This is a genomic window from Variovorax paradoxus (assembly GCF_030815855.1).
In the GTDB taxonomy this organism is placed as follows: domain Bacteria; phylum Pseudomonadota; class Gammaproteobacteria; order Burkholderiales; family Burkholderiaceae_C; genus Variovorax; species Variovorax paradoxus_M.
In genome coordinates this window covers 3,411,020-3,435,094 of record NZ_JAUSXG010000001.1, presented here as the reverse complement: position 1 = coordinate 3,435,094, position 24,075 = coordinate 3,411,020, and the positions used below count along the sequence as shown (strand labels likewise).

Below are 24,075 nucleotides of genomic sequence, written 5' to 3'. Positions count from 1 at the left end.
CCCTTCAGGTCAATCGATCAGTCGGTCTGTTTCGGCGCCGCGGCCTTCCAGCTACGGCTGATGTGGCCTTGGGCATCGACGCTCTCCAGGTGCACGTCGAAACCCCACAGCCGCGCAACGTGCTTCAAGACCTCTTCGGCGTCGTCGTGCAACGGCAGGTTGTTGCGCTGCGTGTGACGCAGCGTCAGCGCGCGGTCGCCGCGCATATTGACGTTCCACACCTGGATGTCGGGCTCCCTGCTGCTGATGTCGTACTGGCGTGACAGCGATTCGCGCAGCGCCTGATAGCCGCTGTCGTCGTGAATGGCGGAGACTTCGAGCTCGGACTCGCTCTGGTGGTCGCGGATCGAGAACAGCCTGAAATCGCGCATCGTCTTCGGGCTCAGGAACTGGCCGATGAAGCTCTCGTCCTTGAAGTTGCGCATCGCATAGTCGAGCGTCTTGACCCAGTCGCTGCCCGCGAAGTCGGGAAACCAGCGCTTGTCTTCCTCGGTGGGTTTTTCGCAGATGCGCCGCAGCTCCGTGAACATGGCGAAGCCCAGCGCGTAGGGGTTGATGCCGCTATAGGCGCGATGCCCCACGGGCGGCTGGAAGATCACACCCGTGTGCGAACTGAGCCATTCCATCATGAAACCGTCGGCAAGCTGGCCGCGGTCGTACATGGTGTTCAGCAGCGTGTAGTGCCAGAACGTGGCCCAGCCCTCGTTCATGACCTGGGTCTGGCGCTGCGGATAGAAGTACTGGGCGATCTTGCGAACGATGCGCACCACCTCGCGCTGCCACGGTTCGAGCAGCGCGGCGTTCTTCTCGATGAAATAGAGCAGGTTCTCCTGCGGTTCCGAAGGAAAGCGGCGGGACGCGTCGGACTCCGTGGCGTGGTCGCTGCGGCGCGGCAGGGTGCGCCACAGGTCGTTCACCTGCTGCTGCATGTAGCGCTCGCGTTCGGCGCGCTGCGTACCCTCCTGCGCCAGCGATCGTTTCTGGGGACGGCGATAGCGGTCGACGCCGTAGTTCATCAGCGCATGGCAGGAGTCGAGCAGCTGCTCCACGGCGTCGAGGCCGTGGCGCTCTTCGCATTCGGCGATGTAGTGCCGTGCATACACGAGGTAGTCGATGATCGAGGACGCATCGGTCCACATCCGGAACAGGTAGTTGCCCTTGAAGAAGCTGTTGTGGCCATAGGCCGCATGCGCAATCACCAGGGCCTGCATGGCCATGGTGTTTTCTTCCATCAGGTAGGCAATGCAGGGGTCGGAGTTGATGACGATCTCGTAGGCCAGTCCCATGTGGCCGCGGCGGTAGTTCTTTTCGGTGGCGATGAACTGTTTGCCGTACGACCAGTGGCGGTAGATCATGGGCATGCCGACGCTGGCATAGGCATCCATCATCTGCTCGGCGGTGATCACCTCGAGCTGGTTCGGATACACATCCAGTCCGAAGCTCTTGGCCGTCTTCGCGATCTCGGTGTGATAGGTCTCGATGAGATCGAAGGTCCAGTCCGAGGGGCTGGGCAGGCGCTCCAGGCGCCCCGTGGCATTCGTGCGCTCGAGGGAAGGGTGGTCGGAAGTCATTGAGGTCCCTTCGTGCTTTGCACTGCGGTGCGAGCTCCCTTCGGGGTGGCCGGGCGGAGGCTCATGCGGGCACCCCTTCCTTCTTGAAGAGATCGCGGAACACGGGGTAGATGTCCCGCGCGTCCGACACCTTGCGCATCGCGAAGTTGGGCTGTATGCCTTCGAGCTGCGCGTATTCCTGCCACAGGTTCTGCTCGGTTTCGGCGACCTGCACGTAGGCGTAGTAGCGCACCACCGGAAGGATGTGGTCCACCAGCAGCTCGCGGCAGCGCCCGCTGTCCTGGTGCCAGTTGTCGCCGTCGCTGGCTTGCGCGCCGTAGACGTTCCATTCGCCGCTCGGGTAGCGCGCCTTGATGATTTCATCCATCAGCACCAGCGCGCTCGACACCACCGTGCCGCCGGTTTCGGTGGCATGGAAGAACTCTTCCTCGTTCACTTCCTGCGCCTGCGTGTGGTGGCGCAGAAACACCAGGTCGATGGTTTCGTAGTGGCGCGTGAGGAACATGTAGAGCAGCATGAAGAAGCGCTTGGCCATGTCCTTGCGCGCCTCGTCCATCGAGCCGGAAACGTCCATGAGGCAGAACATCACGGCCTTGGCGCTGGGCACCGGCGTCTTCACGCGGTTGCGGTAGCGCAGGTCGATCGGGTCGATGTACGGCACATGCCGAGCGGTTCGCCGCAACTCGGCAATGCGCTCCTCGGTTTCGCGGATTTCCTTCTGGATGAAGGGTTGCGCAACCTGCGGATGCTGCTGCAGGTGCAGCAGGTGCGCCTCCAGGCGGCGCAGCTCCTTGCGCGGCTCGCCGCCGAGCGCAATGCGCCGTGCCAGTGCACCGCGCATGGAGCGCACCACGTGCAGGTTGTTGGGCGTGCCGTCGTTCGTGAAGCCGGCGCGGTGGCTCTTCCATTCAGGCACCTCGGCGATCTGCGTGCGAATGAGGTGCGGCAGCGCCAGGTCGTCGAAGAAGACGCGCATGAATTCTTCGCGCGTGAGGCGGAACACGAAGTCGTCTTCACCCTCGCCGCCGTCCCCGGCCTCGCCGCTTCCCGAGCCGCCGCCGGCCTGCCCTTCGGGCCGCGCGATGCGGTCGCCCTTCAGGTATTCCTGATTGCCCGGATGCACGTACTCGCGGTCGCCGCCGCGCGCATGGCCGAACACCGGTTCGGACACGTCGTGGCGCGGCAGGGTGACATCTTCGCCTTGCTCCAGTTCGCGGATGTTGCGCCCGCTGACCGCGCGCCGCACGGCCTCCTGGATCTGTCCCTTGTAGCGCCGAAGAAAGCGCTCGCGATTGCCAATGGACTTGTTCTTGCCCGAAAGCCGGCGGTCGATGATCTGCTGCAGGATGGCCACGATGATGTCAAAGCTCCTTGCAAAAAGGGGACGAGGCCCCGGCCTCGCCGCTGTGAACTGTCGCTATGAACTCTTGCGTACCCGCAGGTACCACTCGCAGAGCAGGCGAACCTGCTTGGCCGTGTAGCCCTTCTCGACCATGCGGGTCACGAAGTCTTCGTGCTTCTTCTGCTCGTCGGCACTGCTCTTGGTGTTGAAGCTGATCACCGGAAGGAGTTCCTCGGTGTTGGAGAACATTTTCTTCTCGATGACGGCGCGCAGCTTTTCGTAGCTGGTCCAGGCGGGGTTGCGCCCCGCGTTGCCTGCGCGCGCGCGCAGCACGAAGTTGACGATCTCGTTGCGGAAGTCCTTCGGGTTGCCGATGCCGGCGGGCCGCTCGATCTTTTCGAGCTCGGCGTTGAGCGAGGCGCGGTCGAACACCTCGCCGGTGTCCACGTCGCGGAACTCCTGGTCCTGGATCCAGTAGTCGGCATAGGTGACGTAGCGGTCGAAGATGTTCTGGCCGTACTCGCTGTAGCTCTCGAGGTAGGCGGTCTGGATTTCCTTGCCGATGAACTCGGCATAGCGCGGCGCCAGCAGCTCCTTGATGTAGCTGATGTACTTCTGCTCGGTTTCCGGCGGGAACTGCTCGCGTTCGATCTGCTGCTCGAGCACATACATCAGGTGCACCGGGTTGGCTGCCACCTCGGAACTGTCGAAGTTGAAGACCTTCGAGATGATCTTGAACGCGAAGCGGGTCGAGACGCCGCTCATGCCTTCGTCGACCCCGGCGTAGTCGCGGTATTCCTGGATCGACTTGGCCTTGGGGTCGGTGTCCTTGAGGTTCTCGCCGTCGTACACCTGCATCTTGCTGAAGATGCTGGAGTTCTCGGGCTCCTTCAGCCGCGTGAGCACCGAGAGCTGGGCCATCATGCGCAGCGTGCCGGGCGCGCAGGGCGCCTTGGCGAGCGACGAGTTGCGCACCAGCTTCTCGTAGATCTTGATTTCTTCCGAGGCGCGCAGGCAGTAGGGAATCTTGACGATGTAGATCCGGTCGAGAAAAGCCTCGTTGTTCTTGTTGTTGCGGAAGGCCTTCCATTCGCTCTCGTTGCTGTGCGCCAGCACGATGCCGTCGAACGGAATGGCGCCGAAGCCTTCGGTCCCCTTGAAGTTGCCTTCCTGCGTGGCGGTGAGCAGCGGGTGCAGCACCTTGATGGGCGCCTTGAACATTTCCACGAACTCCAGCAGGCCCTGGTTGGCCAGGCACAGGCCGCCCGAGTAGGCGTAGGCATCGGGGTCGTCCTGGGCGTAGGTCTCGAGCTTGCGGATGTCGATCTTGCCGACCAGCGAGGAGATGTCCTGGTTGTTCTCGTCGCCCGGTTCGGTCTTGGCCACGGCGATCTGCCGCAGCACCGAGGGATAGCGCTTGACCACCTTGAACTGCCGGATGTCGCCGCCGTATTCTTCGAGCCGCTTGACGGCCCAGGGCGAGAGGATGCGGTTCAGGTAGCGCTGCGGAATGCCGTATTCCTTTTCGAGGATTTCACCGTCCTCGAGGGTGTCGAACAGGCCGAGCGGCGTTTCGTTGACCGGCGAACCCTGGATGGCATAGAACGGCACGTGCTCCATGAGCTGCTTCAGGCGCTCGGCGATCGAGCTCTTGCCGCCGCCGACGGGGCCGAGCAGGTAGAGGATCTGTTTCTTTTCTTCGAGGCCCTGCGCGGCATGCCTGAAGTACGACACCACCTGTTCGATGGCGTCCTCCATGCCGTAGAACTCCTTGAACGCCGGGTAGATCTTGATGACCTTGTTCGCGAAGATTCGCGAAAGCCGGGGGTCGTTGCGCGTGTCGACCAGCTCGGGTTCGCCGATCGCCTTGAGCATCCGCTCGGACGCAGTGGCATACGCTGTGGGGTCGCGTTTGCAAATATCCAGGTAGTCCTGCAGCGAGAGGACTTCCTCGCGGGTGCGCTCGTAACGGGCGGCAAAGTTGCTGATCACATCCATGGTCACGCCTCCATCAAGTCTGCGGGTTTTTAAGCCCGAGGCCAGCAGCCGCAATGCGTCGCATCTTTTTTAAAGGTGTGCCCGCCCATGGCTGCAAGCCGTGGAAAACTCCCTTAATCACATCTGCACAAACAGCATAAAGCAAAGAGTGCACCCGTAATATTATTTGTTAAATCAGAACCACAGTGCCGAGTAAAGTTCCCAAGAAAAACCCGCACCATTTCGCAAATTCCAGCTAAATTTCAAGGTTCGGCAAACGGTCTTGGTGCAACCCCGGTGCCCAGTGAAAATACCTATGGCAATCGGCCTATGCAGTCATTGCATCTTTTCCGGCGAAAGCTTCTCCTAATGAGCCCCCGTGGCTCAAAAACGGCTACATCACAACAATAACGCGCCGTGGCCTGTTTGGGTTTATTGCTCAAACGAAAATATATAAAAGCAATCTACGCGCCATCTTTTGATGGGCCGGTCGCGCATGTCTGCGTGGGAAAGCGCGCCAAAGCTCGGTCGGCGTGGTTCCGAGCGGTGGGCCGTCGTGGTGCGCGGCACCGAACCGGGTCGGCAGGCACCGTTCGCGTGCGGCGCCATCGGCCGCAGCGGAGCCGGCCCGCGCCGCGGCCGGCAACTACTTGAAAACACAGGGGAAACGGCCGTCCCCTCGGTCGTGTGAACCGCCCCGACAGGGCGCAGGGGACGCGAAACAGGACGCTGCGCGTGCGCCCTGTTTCTTACGGATGCTTCTTCAGCTGAAGAATTCCTTGGCCTTGTCGAGCCAGCCCTTGTCGGTGGGGCTGTGCTTGTCGCCGCCTTTCTTGAGCGACTCGTCAAGCTCCTTCAGCAGCTTGCGCTGGTGCTCGGTGAGCTTGACCGGCGTTTCGACGCGCACGTGGCAGTACAGGTCGCCGGGGTAGCTCGAACGCACGCCCTTGATGCCCTTGCCGCGCAGGCGGAACTGCTTGCCGCTCTGGGTGCCGTCGGGAATATCGATGGCGGCGGCGCCCTTGAGCGTGGGCACGTTGATCTCGCCGCCGAGCGCGGCCGTGGTCACGCTGACCGGCACCACGCAGTGCAGGTCGTCGCCGTCGCGTTCGAACAGCTCGTGCTTCTTGAGGCGGATCTCGATGTAGAGGTCGCCGGGCGGGCCGCCGTTGGTGCCGGGCTCGCCGTTGCCGGTGCTGCGGATGCGCATGCCGTCGTCGATGCCGGCCGGAATCTTGACCTCGAGCGTCTTGTTGTTCTTGATCTTGCCCTGGCCATGGCACACGGTGCAGGGCTCGGGAATGATCTTGCCGCTGCCATGGCAGGTGGGGCAGGTCTGCTGCACGCTGAAGAAGCCCTGTCGCATCTGCACGGCGCCGGCGCCGTGGCAGGTGGTGCAGGTGATGGGCTTGGTGCCGGGCTTGGCGCCCGAACCGTGGCAGGTGCCGCAGTTGTCCCAGCTCGGAATGCGGATCTGCGCTTCCTTGCCTTCGGCCGCTTCTTCCAGCGTGACCTCCATGGCGTAGCTCAGGTCGCTGCCGCGGAACACCTGGCGGCCGCCGCTCTGGCGCCCGCCGCGCGCGCCGCCGAACACGTCGCCGAAGATGTCGCCGAAGGCTTCCGCAAAGCCGCCGAAGCCCTCGGCGCCCGGGCCGCCGCGCATGTTCGGGTCGACGCCCGCGTGGCCGTACTGGTCGTAGGCCGCGCGTTTCTGTCCGTCGGACAGCATTTCGTAGGCTTCTTTCACCTCCTTGAACTTGGCCTCGGCGTCCTTGCTGGTGTCGCCGTGGTTGCGGTCCGGGTGGTGCTTCATCGCAAGCTTGCGATAAGCCTTCTTGATTTCTTCCTCGCTCGCGTTCTTGGGGACGCCGAGGGTTTCGTAGTAGTCGCGTTTTGTGGCCATGGCTGATTCGGTCGGGGCGGGCGTGAAGCCGTAACTTGAAGCGAGAAAGGCTGGAGCACCCGGTCAGGTGATCCAGCCTTGTTCGAAGGGCCGGGGATCAGCCTTTCTTGACTTCCTTGACTTCGGCGTCGACCACGTTGTCGTCGGCCGGTGCGCTCGCAGCTTCCGGGCCAGCAGCGGCACCGGGGCCGCCGGCGGCGCCTGCCGCGGCCTGCGCCTCGGCGTACATTTTTTCGCCCAGCTTCTGGCTCGCGGTCATCAGCGTGTTGGTCTTTTCCTCGATCGAGGTCTTGTCTTCGCCCTTCAGGGCTTCTTCCAGGTCCTTGATCGCGGTCTCGATCGCTTCCTTCTCAGCGGCTTCGAGGCTCGCGCCGTGTTCGCCGAGCGACTTCTTCACGCTGTGCACCATGGCTTCGCCCTGGTTGCGGGCCTGGACGATCTCGAGCTTCTTCTTGTCGTCGGCCGCGTTGAGTTCGGCGTCCTTCACCATCTTCTGGATCTCGTCTTCCGAAAGGCCCGAGTTCGCCTTGATGGTGATCTTGTTTTCCTTGCCGGTGCCCTTGTCCTTGGCACCCACGTGCAGGATGCCGTTGGCGTCGATGTCGAAGCTCACCTCGATCTGCGGCGTGCCGCGCGATGCCGGCGGAATGCCCTCGAGGTTGAATTCGCCGAGCAGCTTGTTGCCCGAGGCGATCTCGCGCTCGCCCTGGAACACCTTGATGGTCACGGCCGGCTGGTTGTCTTCAGCGGTGGAGAAGGTCTGCGCGAACTTCGTCGGGATCGTGGTGTTCTTCGTGATCATCTTGGTCATCACGCCGCCCATGGTCTCGATGCCCAGCGACAGCGGGGTCACGTCGAGCAGCAGCACGTCCTTGCGGTCGCCCGAGAGCACCTGGCCCTGGATGGCGGCGCCGACAGCCACGGCTTCGTCGGGGTTCACGTCCTTGCGCGGCTCCTTGCCGAAGAAGGCCTTCACCTTTTCCTGCACCTTGGGCATGCGGGTCATGCCGCCGACCAGGATCACGTCGTTGATGTCCGACACGCTGATGCCGGCATCCTTGATGGCCAGGCGGCAGGGCGCAATGGTGCGCTCGACCAGCTCGTCGACCAGGCTTTCGAGCTTGGCGCGGGTGAGCTTGATGTTCAGGTGCTTCGGACCCGAGGCATCGGCCGTGATGTAGGGCAGGTTGATGTCGGTCTGCGCGCTGTTCGACAGTTCGATCTTGGCCTTCTCGGCGGCTTCCTTCAGGCGCTGCAGTGCGAGCACGTCCTTGCCCAGGTCGACGCCTTGCTCTTTCTTGAACTCGCCGATGATGTAGTCGATGATGCGCTGGTCGAAGTCTTCGCCGCCCAGGAAGGTGTCGCCGTTGGTCGACAGCACTTCGAACTGCTTTTCGCCGTCGACGTCCGCAATCTCGATGATCGACACGTCGAAGGTGCCGCCGCCCAGGTCATACACGGCGATCTTGCGGTCGGCCTTGTCCTGCTTGTCCAGGCCGAAGGCCAGTGCCGCTGCGGTGGGCTCGTTGATGATGCGCTTGACGTCCAGGCCCGCAATGCGTCCGGCGTCCTTGGTGGCCTGGCGCTGGGCGTCGTTGAAGTAGGCCGGCACCGTGATCACGGCCTCGGTGATGGTTTCGCCGAGATAGTCTTCGGCGGTCTTCTTCATCTTGCGCAGGATGTCGGCGCTGACCTGCTGGGGCGCGATCTTCTTGCCACGCACTTCCACCCATGCGTCGCCGTTGTCGGCCTTCGCGATGGTGTAGGGCATCAGGTCGATGTCCTTCTGGACTTCTTTCTCTTCGAACTTGCGGCCGATCAGGCGCTTGATCGCGTACAGCGTGTTCTTGGGATTCGTGACCGCCTGGCGCTTGGCCGAGGCTCCGACCAGCACTTCGCCGTCTTCCTGGTAAGCCACGATCGACGGCGTGGTGCGCGCACCTTCCGAGTTTTCGATCACACGCGTGGTGTTGCCTTCCATGATCGACACGCACGAGTTGGTGGTGCCGAGGTCGATGCCGATGATCTTTGCCATGTTCTGTACTCCTGAAAGCCTGAAAAATATGTTGTTATGAACTTGTGGATAACCCAGCGCGATTCAAGGTATGAAGCGGGGATTTCCTGTGGGAATCGTGTGTATCGGTCGTGCGGGTTACTTGGGCGCGCTGACGGTGACCAGCGCCGGGCGCAGCACGCGCTCGTTGATGGTGTAGCCCTTCTGGAGCACGCTCACCACGGTGTTCGGCTCCTGGTCGGGCGCGGGCACCACCGAGATGGCCTGGTGCTGGTGCGGGTCGAACTTGGTGCCCGCGGCCGGAGCCACCTCGATCACCTTGTTGCGTTCGAGCGCGCTCTTCAGCTGGCGCAGCGTGGCTTCGGCGCCTTCGCGGATCTGCTCGGGCGTGGCGTCCTTGATGGCAAGGCCGGCCTCGAGGCTGTCGGTCACGGGCAGCAGGCTCTCGGCAAAGGCCTCGACCGCGAACTTGCGCGCCTTGGTGATTTCGTCGTCGGCGCGGCGGCGCGCGTTCTGCACGTCGGCCTGGGCGCGAAGGTACTGGTCGGCCAGTTCGGCATTCTTGGTCTGCAGGGCAGCGAGTTCGCCTTGGGCCGCGGCCAAGGCGTCTTGGGCCTCGGCTTCATTGGCAGCCTGCGCGGCCTCCAGTTCTTCGGGGCTCGGCTCGCCTTGCAGCATTTGCGAATTCTGTGAGGATTGTTGCGGGTCGGACATTTTTCAGAGAACGGTGTGATGCCGGGAAACAAACGATAGCCAGCCACTTGGGGCTGGTCAGGGGCATTTCAAGCGAAAAAATGGGGCAAAAAGGGTCGCGGAGGCATGAAAAAGGCCCGCAATCGGGCCTTCGTGCCAAGTTGGGGGCGAACCTTCAGTGCGCGTCGAGCAGTTCGACGTCGAACTTCAGCGTGGCGTTCGGAGGAATCACGCCGCCCGCGCCGCGTGCGCCGTAGCCCAGCGAAGCGGGAATGATCAGCGTGCGCTTGCCGCCGATCTTCATGCCGGCGACGCCTTCGTCCCAGCCCTTGATGACCTGGCCGGCGCCCAGCGAGAACGCGAACGGGTCGTTGCGGTCGCGGCTCGAGTCGAACTTGGCGCCTTGCACGCCGTCGTTGTAGAGCCAGCCGGTGTAGTGCACGTGCACGTGTTGGCCGGCCTTGGCTTCGGCGCCGTCGCCCACGGTGGTGTCTTCGTATTGCAGGCCGGAGGGAGTGGTAGGCATGTGAACGCTCCTTGCGTCAATGTTGGAGGATGAATGGATGGATAAGCAGACGGAAGGCACGAAGTTTACCGACGCCCCGGCACAGGCCGGCCGAGCTGCTCAATTGGCAGTGTCAAGCGGCGGGGCAGGTGAAGATGGTGCGGACGGCGCCGAGGGAGACGAAGAAGATGGTGGGGCCGGTGCGGCGGGGGAGGAAGCAGCCGGCGCGGGCGCTGCGGGCGCCGCCGCCTTTTTGACCTGGCCCAGTTGCCACTTGCCCGCGAAGGCCTGCAGGTCGGACAGCCGCTTGAGCAGGTCTTGCCCGCTCACCGTGAGGCTGTAGCCGTCGCCGCCATGGCTGACGAGGCCGGCTTCTCGCAGTTCCTTGATACGGGTATTGAGCGTGTTGGGGGTGATGCCGCCGACGCTGTCCTGCAGCAGACGGAAGGTCTGGGCATGGCCGTCGCGCAGCGCCCAGAGCACGCGCAGCGCGTAGCGGGCTTCGAGCAGTGCCAGGAGCTGGCTGACGGCTGCGTTTTCCTTGGTACTCATCGACATCATCTCCTCGGGCTGGGCGGGCCATCGATCCTGGGGGCAGGGCCGGTGCCTCGCGTTCTTGTTGGCTGGCTATGTCCGCTCGTTGGCCGGCGACTATAGCGCAAGGATCACGATGCTACTAGTTTTATAGCTACGGGCGCATGCTGCACGCGGGCCCTGAGACAAAGCCTCACAAATTAACAAAGTCGCCCATGGCTTCGCCCAAGCGGACCGCACGCGTGGGCGACCAGTCGGGATTGAAGACCACCGCCGGCGCCGGGAACAGCATGACGACGGTGGATCCGAGCAGGAAGCGGCCCATCTCCTCGCCTTGCTTGAGCACGATCTGCTGGTCGGCGTAGTGCCATTCGCGCAGCTCGCCCCCGCGCGGCGGATTGACGACGCCGTGCCATACGGTGGCCATGCTGCCGACGATGGTCGCACCCACCAGCACCAGCACGAAAGGCCCGCGCGCCGACTCGAACACGCAGACCACGCGTTCGTTGCGCGCGAACAGGCCGGGCACGCCGCGGGCGGTGGCCGGGTTGACCGAGAACAGGTCGCCGGGCACGTAGATCATGCGCAGCAGCCGCCCGTCGCACGGCATGTGGATGCGGTGGTAGTCCTTGGGGCTCAGGTACAGCGTGGCGAAGCTGCCGTGCGCGAACCGGGCCGCGAGCGTCGAGTCGCCGCCGACCAGCGCGGTCGTCGTGTAGTTGTGGCCCTTGGCCTGGAAGATCTGGTCGCCCTCGATGGCGCCGAACTGGCTGATGGCGCCGTCCACCGGACACACGAGGTCGGCCTCTGCAAGTGGCCGCACGCCGGGCTTGAGCGCGCGCGTGAAGAACTGGTTGAAGCTCTTGTAGTGGTGGATGTCGGACTCGAGCGCTTCGCCCATGTCGACACCGTACTTGGCGACGAAGCGCCGGATGATCCACGTGGTGACGGCGCCGCGTTCCTTGCCTGCGACCCAGCCGGCGAAGTTCGTCAGGGCCTGCTTGGGAAACAGGTATTGGTGCAGTACGGCTGAGCGGTCGGACACGTGTGGAAGGCCGGAAGCCTGGAATGCAAATCGGAGGGGCATTCTATAAAGGCCCCGCGGGGCCGGGCGTAGGAAGCTTCCCTTGTATCGCTCGGCCCTCCCGCGAAATCAATCCGCCTTGATGCCCGCCGCCTTGATCACCTGGGCCCACTTCTCGACCTCGGCCTTCTGGAAGGCCGCGATCTTTGCCGTGCTCAGGTCGGCGGGTTCCATGCCGAAGCCCTTGAGCTTGTCCTGCATCTCGGGCGTTGCAAGAATCTTGCGGATTTCGGTGTGCAGCCGGTCGACGATGGGCGCCGGCGTGCCCGCGGGCACGAAGATCGCCTGCCACGACAGCACCTCGAAGTCCTGCAGGCCCGCGATGCCGGACTCCGCGACGGTCGGCACGTCGGGCATCGAAGCCAGGCGCTTGGCCGAGGTCACGGCAATGGCGCGCAGCTTGCCGCTCTGGATGTGCGGACCCGCCACCACCGTGGTGTCGAACATCATGTCGACCTGGCCGCCGATCACGTCCTGAATGGCCGGACCGCTGCCCTTGTACGGGATGTGCGTGAACTTCACGCCCGACTTGAACGCCAGCAGCTCGAGCGACAGATGCTGCGAGGTGCCCGTGCCGGCCGACGCCGACGACAGCCCGCCCGACTTGGTCTTGCTGGCTTCGAGCACGTCCTTCAAGGTCTTGTAGGGGCTGGCCTGGTTCACCACCAGCACCAGCGGGTTGGTGCCGATCAGCGTCACCGGGGCAAACGACTTCTGCGGGTCGTAGCCGAGTTTCGGGTACAGGCTGATGTTGATCGCATGCGAGCTGACGGTACCGCCGACGAGCATGAAGCCATCGGGCGCCGCGCGCGCGCCGATTTCCGAGCCCACGCTGCCGCCGGCGCCGCCCTTGTTGTCGACGATCACGCTGGTGCCCAGCACCGTGCCGAGCTTCTGGCCGATCAGGCGGGCCAGCACGTCGGTCGTGCCGCCCGCAGGGAACGGCACGAGATACGTGATGGCCTTGCCCGTGGGCCAGTTGTTCGGGCCCTGGGCGAAAGCCGGCAGGCCCGCGGCGAGCGAAGAGGCCAGGGCCGTGCGAATCAGTGTGCGGCGTTGCATTGCGATATCTCCTTTGATGATGATGTTCGGTTTCGTCGTCACGGCGTGTCGACGATTTCGATCCAGTTCGGGTTCTTGCCCAGGCCGAGGCGCGAAGGGGTGCCCAGCGCGCCGGTCGTGGGATCGATGGCGTACAGCGAAACGCCGTGCGATTCCTGCCCGGCGGCAATCAGGTAGCGGCCGCTCGAATCGATTGCGAAGCCGCGCGGCGTTTTCTCGGTCGACGTCTGGCCGAGCGGCTGCAGCTGTCCGGTGGCTGCGTCCACCCTGAAGGCCGAGAGCGTGCTCGAGGTGCGCTCCGACGCATACAGAAAGCGCCCGTCGGGCGTCAGGTGCAGATCGGCCGCCCAGGGCTTGCCCGTGAAGCCCGCCGGCAGCGTGGTGGTGCTTTGCTCGAGCTTGAGCGTGCCGCGCGCGGCGTCCCAGGCGTACACGTGCAAGGCCGCATCGAGTTCGTTCAACAGGTAGACATGGCGCTGTGCCTTGTCCCAGACGAAATGGCGCGGCCCCGATTTCGCGGCGGCCATGGTCAGCGGCGGATCGTTGGCCGAGAGCAGCCCCTTCTCGGCGTCGAAGCGCCAGCTCGACACGTTGTCGCCGCCGAGGCTGGTCGCGAGCACGAAGCGGTTGCTCGCATCGGCATGAACCGCATGTGCGTTCGGTGCGGTCTGCACCAGTTGCTGAATGGCGCCCGCCGCACCGTCCTTGCCGATGGCGTTGACCGAAATCTTGCCGCCCTGGTAAGAGGCGGCAAAGAGCCACTTGCCGCTCGCGTCGAGGTCGATGTTGGCCATGCTGTCGGCCAGCGGCGCCTCGCCGAGCTTCTGCAGCTTGCCGGTGGCCGCATCGATCGACAGGCTGACCACGCGGAACGGCTGCGAGCGGAGCGCGGCATACAGCACGCGCTTGTCGTGGCTGACCGCCATCGGCATGACCGTGCCGCCGACATTGAGCGTCTGCACCGGCGTGAGCGAGCCCTTGTCGCGGTCCAGCGCGAGCACCGAGATTTCCTGGCTGTCCGCGTTGGAGACATAGACCCAGGTGGCGGCCGAAGCATGGACGGCAGCCATCGACAGCAGCGCGAACCCGACACGAAGTGAGCGAAGCATGGGGGTGTTCCTGTTCATGGCTTGATGTTGAGCTTGGCGATCAGCGCCTTGAAGTAGGCGTTGTCCTTGGCCAGCGTTTCCTTGAACACCGCGCCGTCCGTGTAGACATAGCCGAGGTTCTGCTTGTCCATCACTTCATGCATCAGCGGCTCGGCCGCGGTCTTGGCCGTGATCTCGCGCAGCTTTGCCATCACTTCGGGTGGCGTGTTCTTGGGCGCACCGAGGCCGCGCCACGTGCCGATCGACAGGTCGATGCCGCGCTCCTTGGCGGTGGGCACCTTGTCGAAGCCCTTCACGCGCTTGTCGGCCATGACCATCAGCACCTTGAGCTTGCCGGACTGCACATGCGTCGTGACCTCGGCCGGGCTTACCGCCACCGCCTCGATGTGTCCGCCCAGCAATGCGAGCACCGCGGGCGCCGCGCCCTGGAAAGGAATGTGGCCGAACTTGGTGCCGGTCTTGTCTTCGAGCGCCGCCGCGGCCAGGTGCCAGATCGAGCCGTTGCCCGAGTTGCCGACACGCACGCTCTCGGGCGACTTCTTCGCCGCAGCCAGGAATTCTTCGATCGTGTTCCACGGCGCATCGGCCTTGACGGTGATGGCGGCCGGATCGGCATTGAGCTGTGCAATCGGCTGGAAGTCGTCGTAGTTGAACTTGGCCAGCCCCAGGTGCGGCAGCGTGAGCAACTCCACCGTCAGCACCGCGAGCTTGTAGCCGTCGGGCCGTGCGTTGATCACCTCGGTCCAGCCGATGGCGCCGCCGGCGCCGGGGCGGTTGACGATCACGATGCTCTGCGAGGTGTGCTTGCGGCTCGCTTCGGAAAACGCGCGCGCCAGGCCGTCGGTGCCGCCGCCCGGCTGATAGGGCACCAGCAGCTCGATGGCGTGATTCGGAAAGTTGCTGCTGTTGCTCTGGGCCGTCGCGAGCGCTGCGTAGCCGAGCGAAAGGCCCGCTGTCGCCGACAGGGCGGCCAGGCCGCGAAGGAATTTGCTTCTTTTCATTTGGTTGTTGTCTCCGTGATTGATCTTGATTCGGCAAGCCTCGAGAAAAGGCTGAAAGGCGCTCTTCCCGTCAGGGCATGTACTGCCCGCCGTTGACTTCGATCACCTGGCCCGTGACGTAGCCCGAAAGCTGCTCCGAGGCCAGGTAAAGAAAGGCGCCCACGCATTCGTCGGGCGTTCCGATGCGGCCCATCGGAATGCCGGTGCGGAAGGATTCGAGCATTGCGGGCGTCGAGAAGCGGTCCTGGAACGGCGTCTGGATGACGCCGGGCGCGACGGCGTTGACGCGGATCTTGTCGCCGACCAGCTCCCGGGCGAGCCCGTGCGTCGCGGTGCTCACGAAGCCCTTGGAGCCCGCATACAGGTAGGCGCCCGGCCCGCCGCCGGTGCGCGCCGCGACCGAAGTCACGTTGATGATGTTGCCGCCGCCCTGGGTGCGCATGAGCGGAACCACCTCGCGCGCAAACGCAAGCACCGAGCGGGCGTTGATGTGCATCACCTCGTCGAACAGCGCATCGTCGAACTCCGCAATGGGCACGCGCTTCACCAAGCTGCCCGCGTTGTTCACCAGCACGTCGATGCGCCCGAACCGTGCCGCCGTCTGCTTGACGCATTCGCGGATGGCGGCTGTGTCGAGCACGTCGCCCTGCAGCGCGAAGGCGTCGCCGCCGGCTGCGCGAATGGTCTCGACGACATGGTTTGCCGCATCGGCCGAGCTGTTGTAGTGCACCGCCACGCGCATGCCGCGCGCCCCGAACGCAACCGCCACGGCGGCACCGATGCCGGTGCTGGCGCCGGTCACGAGCGCTGTCTTGCCTTTGAGATCTTCCATGGTGTTTCCTTTCGAGGTCAGGTCAGGTCAGGTCAGGTCAGGTCACGGGTGCGGGGTTGAACAGCACCAGCGCGTTGTGCAGCTTCCACTGTTCGGCCCAGGTTTTCTTCCTGCCGCTGGCCACGTCGAGCATCAGCCGGAACATCTCCCAGGCCACGTCCTCGATGGTGGCGTCGCCGTCGGCGATGCGGCCCGCGTTCACGTCCATCAGGTCGTGCCAGCGGCGCGCGAGATCGCTGCGCGTGGCGACCTTGATCACGGGCACTTCGGCCAGCCCGTAAGGCGTGCCGCGGCCGGTGGTGAACACGTGCAGGTTCATGCCGGCGGCCAATTGCAGCGTGCCGCAGATGAAGTCGCTGGCGGGCGTCGCGGCATAGAGCAGGCCTTTCTGCCGGGCTTTCTCGCCCGGAGAAACCACACCCGAGATCGGCGCGCTGCCGCTCTTCACGATCGAGCCCATGGCTTTTTCGACGATGTTCGAGAGTCCGCCCTTCTTGTTGCCCGGCGTGGTGTTGGCGCTGCGGTCGACGCGGCCGCGGTCCAGGTAGGCGTCGTACCAGGCCATCTCGCGGATCATGGCTTCGGCGACCTCGGGCGTGGTGGCGCGCGAGGTGAGCTGGTCGATGCCGTCGCGCACCTCGGTCACTTCCGAGAACATCACGGTGGCGCCGGCGCGCACCAGCAGGTCGGTGCAGAAGCCGACGGCCGGGTTGGCCGTCACCCCGGAAAACGCATCGCTGCCGCCGCACTGCACGCCCACCACCAGCTCGCTGGCCGGCACGGTCTCGCGCCTGCGGGCGTTGAGCCGCTCGAGGTGTTCCTCGGCCTGCCGCATGATCGAATCGATCATCGACATGAAGCCGACGTGCGCGTCGTCCTGCAGGCACACCACGTCCAGCTTGGCATTGGCCGTCTCGCCGATGTCGGCCACGTTGCGCTCGTCCACCAGCGCAATGCTGCCCGGCGGCAGCAGGCGCTCGGGCTGCAGCTTCTCGCAGCCCAGGCTGATGACCATCACCTCGCCGCCGAAGTTCGGATTGAGGCTGATGTTGCGCAGCGTGCGGATGGGGATGACCGCGTCGGGCGCATCGATCGCCACGCCGCAGCCGTAGCTGTGCGAGAGGCCCACCACGTCGTCGACATGGGGGTACTTCGGCAGCAGCTCGGCCTTGATGCGCTGCACCGCGAAGTCGACCACGCCCGCCACGCACTGCACGGTTTGCGTGATCGCGAGGATGTTGCGGGTGCCCACCGATCCGTCGAGGTTGCGGTAGCCCTCGAAGGTGTAGCCCTCGAGCGGCGGTTGCGCCGGCGGCTTCACGGTGGCAATGGGCAGGCCTTCGAGCTCGCGCGCGGCGGGCATGCGCAGCAGCCGCTCGTGCACCCAGCTGCCGGCGGGGATGGGCTTGAGCGCGTAGCCGATCGGCACGTTGTAGCGGCGCACCACGCCGCCTTCGGGGATGTCTTCCAGCGCCACCTTGTGCGCCTGCGGCACCTTGTCGACCAGCGCAAGGCCGGAATCGAGGATGGTGCCGGCGGGCAGGCCGCCGTCGTTCGCGACGATGGCGACGTTGTCCGCCGGATGCATCCGGATGGTGTGGGGCGGTCGGGTGTTCGGGTCGGTCATCGCGGAACTTCCATCTGCTTGCTGCTTGTTATTTCACCACCATGAACATGCTCGGCAGCCAGGTCGAGAACGCGGGAACGAAGGTGACCACGCCGAGTGCGAAGATCAGCGCACCGTAGAACGGCCAGATGGTCTTCATGACCGTGCCGACCGACACGCCGCCGATCGCACAGCCCACGAACTGCGTGGTGCCCACCGGGGGCGTGTTCAGGCCGAGCGCGCAGTTGATCAGCATCACGATGCCGAACTGCACCGAGCTCATGCCGTAGTGCTGGGCAATCGGCAGGAAGATGGGCGTGCACAGCAGGATCGTCGCCGCCATGTCGAGGAAGGTGCCCAGCACGAACAGGATGATGTTGATGAGCAGGAAGATCACCCACGGCGTGCTCGTGATCTGCGACAGCATCTGGCCGGTGAGTTCGGCCACGCCATAAAGGCTGATCAGGTAGCCGAAGGTGCTCGAGATGCCGATCAGGAGCAGGATCACGCCGGTGGTGCGCACCGCCTTCGATGCCGCCTTGACGAAGTGTTCCCACTTCAACGTGCGGTAGACAAAGATGGTGAGTGCCAGCGCATAGAGCACCGCCACGGCCGCCGACTCGGTCGCCGTGAAGATGCCCGACAGGATGCCGCCGAGGATCAGAACGACGATGAACAGGCCCGGCAGCGCCGCCGCGAACGAGCGCGCCACGATGGCCCAGCCCGGGAAGCTGCCGGCCGGATAGCCGCGCTTCACCGCCACCAGGTAAGCGGCCGCAAGGTTGCTGAGCGTGAGCACCGCTGCCGGCAGCAGCGCCGCCAGGATCAGCGCCGCGATCGACACCTTGCCGCCCGCCGCGAGCGAATAGATGATCAGGTTGTGGCTGGTGGGCATCAGCGCGCCGACGAGTGCCGCATGGGTCGTCACGTTGACGGCGTAGTCGGCGTGATAGCCCTCTTTCTTCATCATCGGGATCATCACGGCGCCCATGGCCGAGACGTCCGCCACGGGCGAGCCCGAGACGCCGCCGAACAGCGTGCAGGCCACCACGTTCGACATGCCGAGGCCGCCGCGCACATGGCCGACGACATTGCGCGCGAAGTTGACGATGCGGTCCGCGATGCCGCCGTAGAGCATCAGCTCGCCGGCAAAGATGAAGAATGGAATCGCCAGGAACGAAAAGATGCCCATGCCCGAGGTCATCTGCTGGAAACCGACCTCGAGCGGCAGGCCTTCATACAGCAGCGTGGCCAGGGCCGAGAGGCCGATCGAGAAAGCGACCGGCACGCCCAGCAGCAGGAAGAGCGTGAACGAGAGGCAAAGAATGAGGAGAGGGATCGTCATGATGCGGTTTCAGCCCCAGGCCGGTTCGACTTCGCGGCCTTGAGCCAAAGCGATGATGTGCTCGATCGAGAACATCACGATGAGAACGCCGGCCACGGAGGCGGGCACGTATTTCCAGCCTTCGGAGATCCAGAGCGTGGGCAGCCTGTAGTCCCACACCGATTCGGCGAGCGAGGCGCAGTTCCAGGCCATGGCCAGGCCGAACAGCAGGATCAGCGCGTGGATCAGGTACTCCATCTTCAGGCGCAGCCAGTCGGGCGCGAGCACGAGGAACGATTCGAGGCCGATGTGGCCCGCATCGCGCACGCCGACAGCCACGCCGAACATCGTGACGTAGATGACCAGCAGCAAGGCAAGGCTTTCAGCCCACGTGGGGGTGTTGTTGAGCACGTAGCGGCCGAACACCTGCCAGCTCACCGCGCAGATCACCGCGACGAGACCGAGGATGCCCAACCACATGCAGGCCCGGGCGAGGGTGCGGCAAAGTTTGGTGTACATGAAGGTTCTTTTTTGTCTTGCTCCCTCCCCCTTTGGAGGAGGGTTGGGGTGGGGGCACGCGGCGTCTCTGTGCCAGCGCCGTCGTGCCCCCATCCCGGCCTTCCCCAAAGGGGAAGGAGCCAATTCAACAATCCGGCTTGCTTACTTGGTGTCCTGCACGCGCTTGACGAGGTCCTTGAGCTTCGCGTCGGTGATGAACTTGTCGTATACCGGCTTCATCGCGGCCTGGAACGGCGCCTTGTCGACGTCGATGATCTCGGCGCCACCGGCCTTCACCGTGGCCAGCGACTTGATCTCGCGCTCTTCCCACTGCTTGCGCATGTAGGGCACCGATTCCTTGGCAGCCTGCCGGATCCAGCCCTGCTCTTCGGCCGAGAGCTTGTCCCACGCGCGCTTGGAGAACAGCAGCATCTCGGGGGCCATCGAGTGCTCGGTCTTGCTGTAGTACTTGGCCACTTCGAAGGCGCGGGCGCTTTCATACGTGGGGTAGTTGTTCTCGGCGGCGTCGATCAGGCCGGTCTTCAGGCCCGTGTAGACCTCGCCCATGGGCATCGGCGTGGCGTTGGCGCCCATGGCTTCGAGCATCGACACCCACAGGTCGGATTGCTGCACGCGGACCTTCAGGCCCTTCATGTCGGCAAAGGTGCGCACCGGCTTCTTGGCCGTGAACATCGAGCGCGCGCCGCTGTCGTAGTAGGCGAGGCCGACGAAGCCTTGCTTTTCGCACGACTTCAGGATCTCTTCGCCGATCGGGCCGTCGAGCACCTTGTGCAGGTGGTCGACCGAGCGGAACAGGAAGGGCATGGTCGGCACCTGCGTCTCGGCGCAGATGTTGTTCATCGGCGCGATGTTCACGCGCACCATCTGCAGCGCGCCGATCTTGGTCTGCTCGATGGTGTCTTTTTCGCTGCCGAGCGAACTGTTGTTGAACACCTTGATGGTGTGCTTGCCGCCGGACAGCGCCTTGAGCCGTTCGCCCATGAACTTGACCGCGGTCACGGTCGGATAGTCGTCGGGATGGATGTCTGCCGAGCGGAACTCGGTGGCGCTGGCAGCCAGTGTGGCGAGCGCGGCTGCGGCGCCGACGGCAAGTGCGATAAGAGTCTTGTGGAATTTCATTTGTCTCGTCCTCTGCTTGGGGTTGTTGAAAAAGAAAAAAGAGATCAGCCGCCGAAGGCCGGTTCCGGCATGCCGGCCACGCCGGGCCGCAGCGCGAACACGCCCCCGGCCAGAGGCTGGTCCGACAGGTCGATGCCGCCGGGCCGAATGGAGGTGACGAAAAGCGTGTCGAGCGCTGGACCGCCGAAGGCGCACATCGCGGGCTTCTTGACCGGAACCTCGAGCGAGCGATCGAGCCGGCCGTCGGGCGTGAAGCGGTGCACCAGGCCCGCATCGTTGCCGCAGATCCAGTAGCAGCCGTCGACGTCCACGGCTGCGCCGTCGGGACGGCCGGGCAGGGGTGTCATGTCGACGAACAGGCGGCGGTTGCTCGGGGTGCCGGTGTCGGTGTCGTAGTCGAAGGCCCAAATGGCCTGCACCGTGGGGTGCGAATCCGAGAGGTACATCGTGCGGCCGTCAGGGCTGAAGGCGAGCCCGTTGGGCACGATGAATTCGCCCGGCTGCACGGCAGCGCCGTCGCGGCCCTTGCCGTAGCTGTAGAGGCGGCCGATGCGCGCGCCCGCGGCCATGTCGAGCAGCATCGTGCCGGCCCAGAAACGGCCCTGGCGGTCGCAGCGGCCATCGTTGAAGCGCATGGCGGGCACGGCATGCGCGACGTGCGCGAGCGAGGTGGTGGCCAGCGTTCCGTCGGGCTGTGGCTGCAGCGAGAAGAGACCGCTCTCCATGCCTGCGATCCATGCGCCGGGCGCGTCGGCGCGCGGCGCGATGCAGGCAATCATTTCATTCGCATGCCACCGGGTGTGGCCTTCGCTCGCATGCCAGCGGTTCAGCGCGCGCGCCGGAATGTCGACCCAATAGAGCGCCTGCTCCGCGGCATGCCACACCGGGCTTTCGCCGGTGCCGTTGCGCGCATCGAGAACGAGTTCAGCCTGCATGCCGGTTGTCATTGGTCGCCGAACGGGCCCTGCGCCGTGAAGGCACCGCCCTGGTAGATGGCGTTGGGGTCGGTCGGCGCCACGGGCGGCTGGGCCTCGACCTTGTCGCGGAACACTTCGGAGGTGTCCTGCGGCACGAAGCCCAGGTGCGCCGCCGCGCTGTTGTCCCACCAGACGTCGCGGTTGGCCGACACGCCGTAGACCACGGTGTGCTTCACGTCGGGCGTGAAGAGCGATTTCTCGATCAGTGTCGTCAGGTCGCGGTAGCTGAGCCAGGTGCTCATCATCCGGCGGTTGAGCGGTTCGGGGAACGAGGAGCCGATGCGGATGCTCACGGTCTCGATGCCGTAGCGGTCGAAGTAGAACTGCGCCACGTCTTCGCCGAAGGACTTCGACAGGCCGTAGTAGCCGTCGGGCCGTCGTGCAACGCCGGCGTCGAGCCGCTCGCTTTGCTTGTAGAAGCCGATCACGTGGTTCGAGCTCGCGAACACCACGCGCTTCACGCCGTGGCGACGCGCGGCTTCATAGAGATGAAACACGCCCTTGATGTTGGCCTCGAGAATCTCTTCGAACGGCCGCTCGACCGAGACGCCGCCAAGGTGCACGATGGCGTCACAACCCTCGACCAGCGCATGGACGGCGGCTTTGTCGGAAAGGTCGCAAGGCATGACTTCTTCGTGCGCGCCCTCGGAAGGCGCGAGCGCGGAAATATCGGAAAGGCGCAGGATCTCGGCATAGGGGCGCAGACGTTCGCGCAGTACCTTGCCCAGGCCCCCGGCCGCGCCGGTGAGCAGAATCCGATTTAGCTTGTTGTTCGGGGCTGGTGGGGACGTCGGCATGGGTGTGGCGTGTGAAATGGGTGGGTTCCGGTGCGATGGAGCAGTCACCGAGAACTGGCGGTCATGAATTTCGACGCGGCGCGCTCGGGGAAGACTTCATCCGGGTATCGCATCAGTTCAAATAACCGGTCGATGGATAGAACGGCACTTACAGGCAGGCGTAGTGATAAGTTATCTGTTGTCGTACAACTAATAGGGGATTATTATCGTGACCATGGTCCAAACGGCTACGGGTAATCCCTCAATTTCCGATACAGCGGCGGAAGTCGCTGGCGGCGGCTCCTTCGTGGGGCGCCCGCGCCCGCGCGGCCTGGCCCATGGGCTGGTGGAGGATCTGGGCGAAAAAATCCGCAGTCAGTCGCTGCGTCCCGGCGACAAGCTGCCCACCGAGTCGGCCATCATGAAGTCGTTCGGCGTGAGCCGCACCGTGGTGCGCGAGGCGCTGTCGAAGCTGCAGGCGGCCGGACTGGTGGAAACGCACCATGGCGTCGGCACCTTCGTGCTGCAGCCGCGCGCGGCCGGCATGTTCCGGCTCGATTCCGCGGACATTGCCACCTCGGTGGATGTGCTGGCGGTGCTCGAGCTTCGCATCAGCCTCGAAACCGAATCCGCAGGGTTGGCCGCTACGCGGCGCACCGAGGAGCACCTGCTCGCCATGCGCCAGGCGCTCGACGATTTCGAGCGCAATGTCGCGGTGGCGGGGGACACCGTAGCACCCGACTTCCGCTTCCACCTGCAGATCGCCCAGGCCACCGGCAATTCGTATTTCGCGGACATCATGAGCCATCTCGGCACGACGATCATTCCGCGCACGCGCATCACCGCGATCCGCAACTACGACCGGCGCGGCGAATACCTGAGCCGCGTGAACCGCGAGCATGAAGAGATCTACGCGGCCATTGCGCGCCGCGATCCCGAATCGGCCCGCGCGGCCATGCGCATCCACCTGACCAACAGCCGCGAACGGCTGCGCGTGGCGCAGGAAGCGGCCCAGCAGACTGCCGCAACGCCGCCCGCCGCTTGATGAGCGGAATTTCAGGCAAGACGCTGGACAATCGTCATTTGTAGTTGTACGATGACTGACAACACAACCAGCAGGAGACCTGAATGAGCTTGAAAAGACGCGATCTGATGCTCGGCGCCCTCGGCGGCGGCGTACTCGCAGCCAGCGGTGCACATGCCACCGACAGCTGGCCCTCGAAACCCGTGCGCATCGTGGTGCCTTACCCACCCGGCGGTTCGTCCGACATCATTGCGCGTTCCATCAGCCAGCCGCTGTCGGAGGCGCTGGGCCAGCCCGTCATCGTCGAGAACAGGCCGGGTGCCAACGGCAACCTCGGCGCCGACTACGTCGCCAAGTCGAAGCCCGACGGCTACACGCTGCTGCTGTGCGACGTGGGCGCGCTTGCCATCAGCCCCTCGGTCTACACGAAGCTTTCGTTCGATCCTTCGAAGGATTTGCGCGGCGTGACCATGCTGGCCTATTCGCCGCACCTGCTCGTCGTGCATCCCTCGGTTCAGGCCAACAACCTGAAGGAACTGATTGCGCTGTCGAAGAAGTCGGACATCAATTTCGCCGTGACCGCGACCGGCAGCGCGCCGCACCTTGCCGGCGTGGCGCTCGAGCGCGCCAGCGGTGCGCGCTGGCAGTACGTGCCCTACAAGGGCGGCGTGCAGGCAGTGCAGGACACCGTGGCCGGCCAGACCCAGATTCTGATGAACGGCATGCTGGCCACCCTGCCGCACGTGCAGAGCGGCAAGCTCAAGGTGCTCGGCGTGTCGAAATCGACGCGCATGCCGCTCATCGGCGACGTGCCCACCATCGCGGAGCAGGGCGTCACCGGTTTCGAGTCGGGCACCTGGCAGGGCGTTCGGGTTGCCAAGGGCACGCCCGATGCGATCGTCCAGCGCCTCAACAAAGAGCTGATCACCGTCATTCGCGCCGCCGACATCCGCTCGCGCCTTGCAGGGCAGGGCGCCGAGGTGGTGACCATGGCGCCGACCGAAGAAGAACAATTCTTCGGCAAGGAGCGCGCGCGCTGGGCCAAGGTGGTGGCTGACGCGGGCATCAAACTCGACTGATCCGCTGCGAGCGCGACACCCTCT

At 64.6% G+C, this 24,075-nt stretch carries 21 protein-coding genes; 2 read left to right on the top strand and 19 right to left on the bottom strand.

The window, feature by feature from the left end; translation table 11 throughout:
* Positions 1 to 17: 17 nt before the first annotated feature.
* From QFZ42_RS16260 to QFZ42_RS16170, 19 genes are all read right to left on the bottom strand, one after another.
* Positions 18 to 1,571 (bottom strand): SpoVR family protein, encoded by a 1,554-nt coding sequence (locus tag QFZ42_RS16260; protein WP_307701939.1) that lies wholly within the window; start codon positions 1,569 to 1,571, stop codon positions 18 to 20.
* Positions 1,572 to 1,632: 61 nt separating this feature from the next.
* Complete coding sequence (locus QFZ42_RS16255) at positions 1,633 to 2,925, bottom strand: YeaH/YhbH family protein (RefSeq protein WP_307701938.1); 1,293 nt, start codon at positions 2,923 to 2,925, stop codon at positions 1,633 to 1,635.
* A gap of 63 nt (positions 2,926 to 2,988) precedes the next feature.
* Entirely contained in the window at positions 2,989 to 4,911 is a 1,923-nt protein-coding gene (locus QFZ42_RS16250) for a PrkA family serine protein kinase (protein ID WP_307701937.1), read from the bottom strand.
* A gap of 742 nt (positions 4,912 to 5,653) precedes the next feature.
* Complete coding sequence (dnaJ, locus tag QFZ42_RS16245; protein ID WP_307701936.1) at positions 5,654 to 6,793, bottom strand: molecular chaperone DnaJ; 1,140 nt, start codon at positions 6,791 to 6,793, stop codon at positions 5,654 to 5,656.
* Between the two features lie 97 nt (positions 6,794 to 6,890).
* A complete protein-coding gene (gene dnaK / locus QFZ42_RS16240) occupies positions 6,891 to 8,828 on the bottom strand; it encodes a molecular chaperone DnaK (protein ID WP_307701935.1) in 1,938 nt (645 codons plus the stop codon).
* A gap of 117 nt (positions 8,829 to 8,945) precedes the next feature.
* Positions 8,946 to 9,521: a nucleotide exchange factor GrpE gene (gene grpE, locus QFZ42_RS16235; RefSeq protein WP_307701934.1), complete on the bottom strand. Its 576-nt coding sequence runs from the start codon at positions 9,519 to 9,521 to the stop codon at positions 8,946 to 8,948.
* Positions 9,522 to 9,675: 154 nt separating this feature from the next.
* Positions 9,676 to 10,026, bottom strand: a complete 351-nt coding sequence (locus QFZ42_RS16230; protein ID WP_012746856.1) for an FKBP-type peptidyl-prolyl cis-trans isomerase — start codon at positions 10,024 to 10,026, stop codon at positions 9,676 to 9,678.
* Between the two features lie 99 nt (positions 10,027 to 10,125).
* Positions 10,126 to 10,557 carry a winged helix-turn-helix transcriptional regulator gene (locus QFZ42_RS16225; protein WP_307701933.1) on the bottom strand — a complete coding sequence of 144 codons (432 nt, stop codon included), beginning with the start codon at positions 10,555 to 10,557 and terminating at the stop codon, positions 10,126 to 10,128.
* Between the two features lie 175 nt (positions 10,558 to 10,732).
* Positions 10,733 to 11,584, bottom strand: a complete 852-nt coding sequence (gene asd, locus QFZ42_RS16220; protein WP_307701932.1) for an archaetidylserine decarboxylase — start codon at positions 11,582 to 11,584, stop codon at positions 10,733 to 10,735.
* A 108-nt stretch (positions 11,585 to 11,692) separates the two neighbouring features.
* The gene (locus tag QFZ42_RS16215; protein ID WP_307701931.1) at positions 11,693 to 12,685 is read right to left on the bottom strand and encodes a Bug family tripartite tricarboxylate transporter substrate binding protein; all 993 of its coding nucleotides are present in this window, start codon (positions 12,683 to 12,685) and stop codon (positions 11,693 to 11,695) included.
* Positions 12,686 to 12,723: 38 nt separating this feature from the next.
* Entirely contained in the window at positions 12,724 to 13,794 is a 1,071-nt protein-coding gene (locus tag QFZ42_RS16210; RefSeq protein ID WP_307701929.1) for a lactonase family protein, read from the bottom strand.
* A 14-nt stretch (positions 13,795 to 13,808) separates the two neighbouring features.
* On the bottom strand, positions 13,809 to 14,795 hold the full coding sequence (locus QFZ42_RS16205; RefSeq protein ID WP_307701928.1) for a Bug family tripartite tricarboxylate transporter substrate binding protein: 987 nt from the start codon (positions 14,793 to 14,795) through the stop codon (positions 13,809 to 13,811).
* A 70-nt stretch (positions 14,796 to 14,865) separates the two neighbouring features.
* On the bottom strand, positions 14,866 to 15,627 hold the full coding sequence (locus QFZ42_RS16200) for an SDR family NAD(P)-dependent oxidoreductase (protein ID WP_307701927.1): 762 nt from the start codon (positions 15,625 to 15,627) through the stop codon (positions 14,866 to 14,868).
* Between the two features lie 37 nt (positions 15,628 to 15,664).
* Complete coding sequence (gene garD / locus QFZ42_RS16195) at positions 15,665 to 17,254, bottom strand: galactarate dehydratase (protein WP_307701926.1); 1,590 nt, start codon at positions 17,252 to 17,254, stop codon at positions 15,665 to 15,667.
* A gap of 28 nt (positions 17,255 to 17,282) precedes the next feature.
* The gene (locus QFZ42_RS16190) at positions 17,283 to 18,578 is read right to left on the bottom strand and encodes a TRAP transporter large permease (protein ID WP_307701925.1); all 1,296 of its coding nucleotides are present in this window, start codon (positions 18,576 to 18,578) and stop codon (positions 17,283 to 17,285) included.
* Positions 18,579 to 18,587: 9 nt separating this feature from the next.
* The gene (locus QFZ42_RS16185) at positions 18,588 to 19,076 is read right to left on the bottom strand and encodes a TRAP transporter small permease (protein ID WP_307701924.1); all 489 of its coding nucleotides are present in this window, start codon (positions 19,074 to 19,076) and stop codon (positions 18,588 to 18,590) included.
* A gap of 141 nt (positions 19,077 to 19,217) precedes the next feature.
* Entirely contained in the window at positions 19,218 to 20,195 is a 978-nt protein-coding gene (locus tag QFZ42_RS16180; RefSeq protein ID WP_307701923.1) for a TRAP transporter substrate-binding protein, read from the bottom strand.
* Positions 20,196 to 20,239: 44 nt separating this feature from the next.
* Complete coding sequence (locus tag QFZ42_RS16175) at positions 20,240 to 21,130, bottom strand: SMP-30/gluconolactonase/LRE family protein (protein ID WP_307701922.1); 891 nt, start codon at positions 21,128 to 21,130, stop codon at positions 20,240 to 20,242.
* 8 nt (positions 21,131 to 21,138) lie between these two features.
* Positions 21,139 to 21,969 (bottom strand): NAD-dependent epimerase/dehydratase family protein, encoded by an 831-nt coding sequence (locus tag QFZ42_RS16170; RefSeq protein WP_307701921.1) that lies wholly within the window; start codon positions 21,967 to 21,969, stop codon positions 21,139 to 21,141.
* Between the two features lie 214 nt (positions 21,970 to 22,183).
* On the opposite strand from QFZ42_RS16170, the gene QFZ42_RS16165 reads away from it, so the two are divergent.
* Positions 22,184 to 22,993, top strand: coding sequence for a FadR/GntR family transcriptional regulator (locus QFZ42_RS16165; RefSeq protein WP_307704256.1), 810 nt, complete (start codon positions 22,184 to 22,186; stop codon positions 22,991 to 22,993).
* Between the two features lie 83 nt (positions 22,994 to 23,076).
* Positions 23,077 to 24,051 (top strand): Bug family tripartite tricarboxylate transporter substrate binding protein, encoded by a 975-nt coding sequence (locus QFZ42_RS16160; protein ID WP_307701920.1) that lies wholly within the window; start codon positions 23,077 to 23,079, stop codon positions 24,049 to 24,051.
* The last annotated feature ends 24 nt before the right edge of the window (positions 24,052 to 24,075 follow it).

Bases quoted from the DNA above. Each gene is read 5' to 3' on its own strand.
- QFZ42_RS16260 (WP_307701939.1), bottom strand. From the start codon at position 1,571: ATGACTTCCGACCACCCTTCCCTCGAGCGCACGAATGCCACGGGGCGC.
- QFZ42_RS16250 (WP_307701937.1), bottom strand. From the start codon at position 4,911: ATGGATGTGATCAGCAACTTTGCCGCCCGTTACGAGCGCACCCGCGAG.
- dnaJ (WP_307701936.1), bottom strand. From the start codon at position 6,793: ATGGCCACAAAACGCGACTACTACGAAACCCTCGGCGTCCCCAAGAAC.
- dnaK (WP_307701935.1), bottom strand. From the start codon at position 8,828: ATGGCAAAGATCATCGGCATCGACCTCGGCACCACCAACTCGTGCGTG.
- grpE (WP_307701934.1), bottom strand. From the start codon at position 9,521: ATGTCCGACCCGCAACAATCCTCACAGAATTCGCAAATGCTGCAAGGC.
- QFZ42_RS16230 (WP_012746856.1), bottom strand. From the start codon at position 10,026: ATGCCTACCACTCCCTCCGGCCTGCAATACGAAGACACCACCGTGGGC.
- QFZ42_RS16225 (WP_307701933.1), bottom strand. From the start codon at position 10,557: ATGAGTACCAAGGAAAACGCAGCCGTCAGCCAGCTCCTGGCACTGCTC.
- QFZ42_RS16215 (WP_307701931.1), bottom strand. From the start codon at position 12,685: ATGCAACGCCGCACACTGATTCGCACGGCCCTGGCCTCTTCGCTCGCC.
- QFZ42_RS16210 (WP_307701929.1), bottom strand. From the start codon at position 13,794: ATGCTTCGCTCACTTCGTGTCGGGTTCGCGCTGCTGTCGATGGCTGCC.
- QFZ42_RS16205 (WP_307701928.1), bottom strand. From the start codon at position 14,795: ATGAAAAGAAGCAAATTCCTTCGCGGCCTGGCCGCCCTGTCGGCGACA.
- QFZ42_RS16200 (WP_307701927.1), bottom strand. From the start codon at position 15,627: ATGGAAGATCTCAAAGGCAAGACAGCGCTCGTGACCGGCGCCAGCACC.
- garD (WP_307701926.1), bottom strand. From the start codon at position 17,254: ATGACCGACCCGAACACCCGACCGCCCCACACCATCCGGATGCATCCG.
- QFZ42_RS16190 (WP_307701925.1), bottom strand. From the start codon at position 18,578: ATGACGATCCCTCTCCTCATTCTTTGCCTCTCGTTCACGCTCTTCCTG.
- QFZ42_RS16185 (WP_307701924.1), bottom strand. From the start codon at position 19,076: ATGTACACCAAACTTTGCCGCACCCTCGCCCGGGCCTGCATGTGGTTG.
- QFZ42_RS16180 (WP_307701923.1), bottom strand. From the start codon at position 20,195: ATGAAATTCCACAAGACTCTTATCGCACTTGCCGTCGGCGCCGCAGCC.
- QFZ42_RS16175 (WP_307701922.1), bottom strand. From the start codon at position 21,130: ATGCAGGCTGAACTCGTTCTCGATGCGCGCAACGGCACCGGCGAAAGC.
- QFZ42_RS16170 (WP_307701921.1), bottom strand. From the start codon at position 21,969: ATGCCGACGTCCCCACCAGCCCCGAACAACAAGCTAAATCGGATTCTG.
- QFZ42_RS16165 (WP_307704256.1), top strand. From the start codon at position 22,184: ATGGTCCAAACGGCTACGGGTAATCCCTCAATTTCCGATACAGCGGCG.
- QFZ42_RS16160 (WP_307701920.1), top strand. From the start codon at position 23,077: ATGAGCTTGAAAAGACGCGATCTGATGCTCGGCGCCCTCGGCGGCGGC.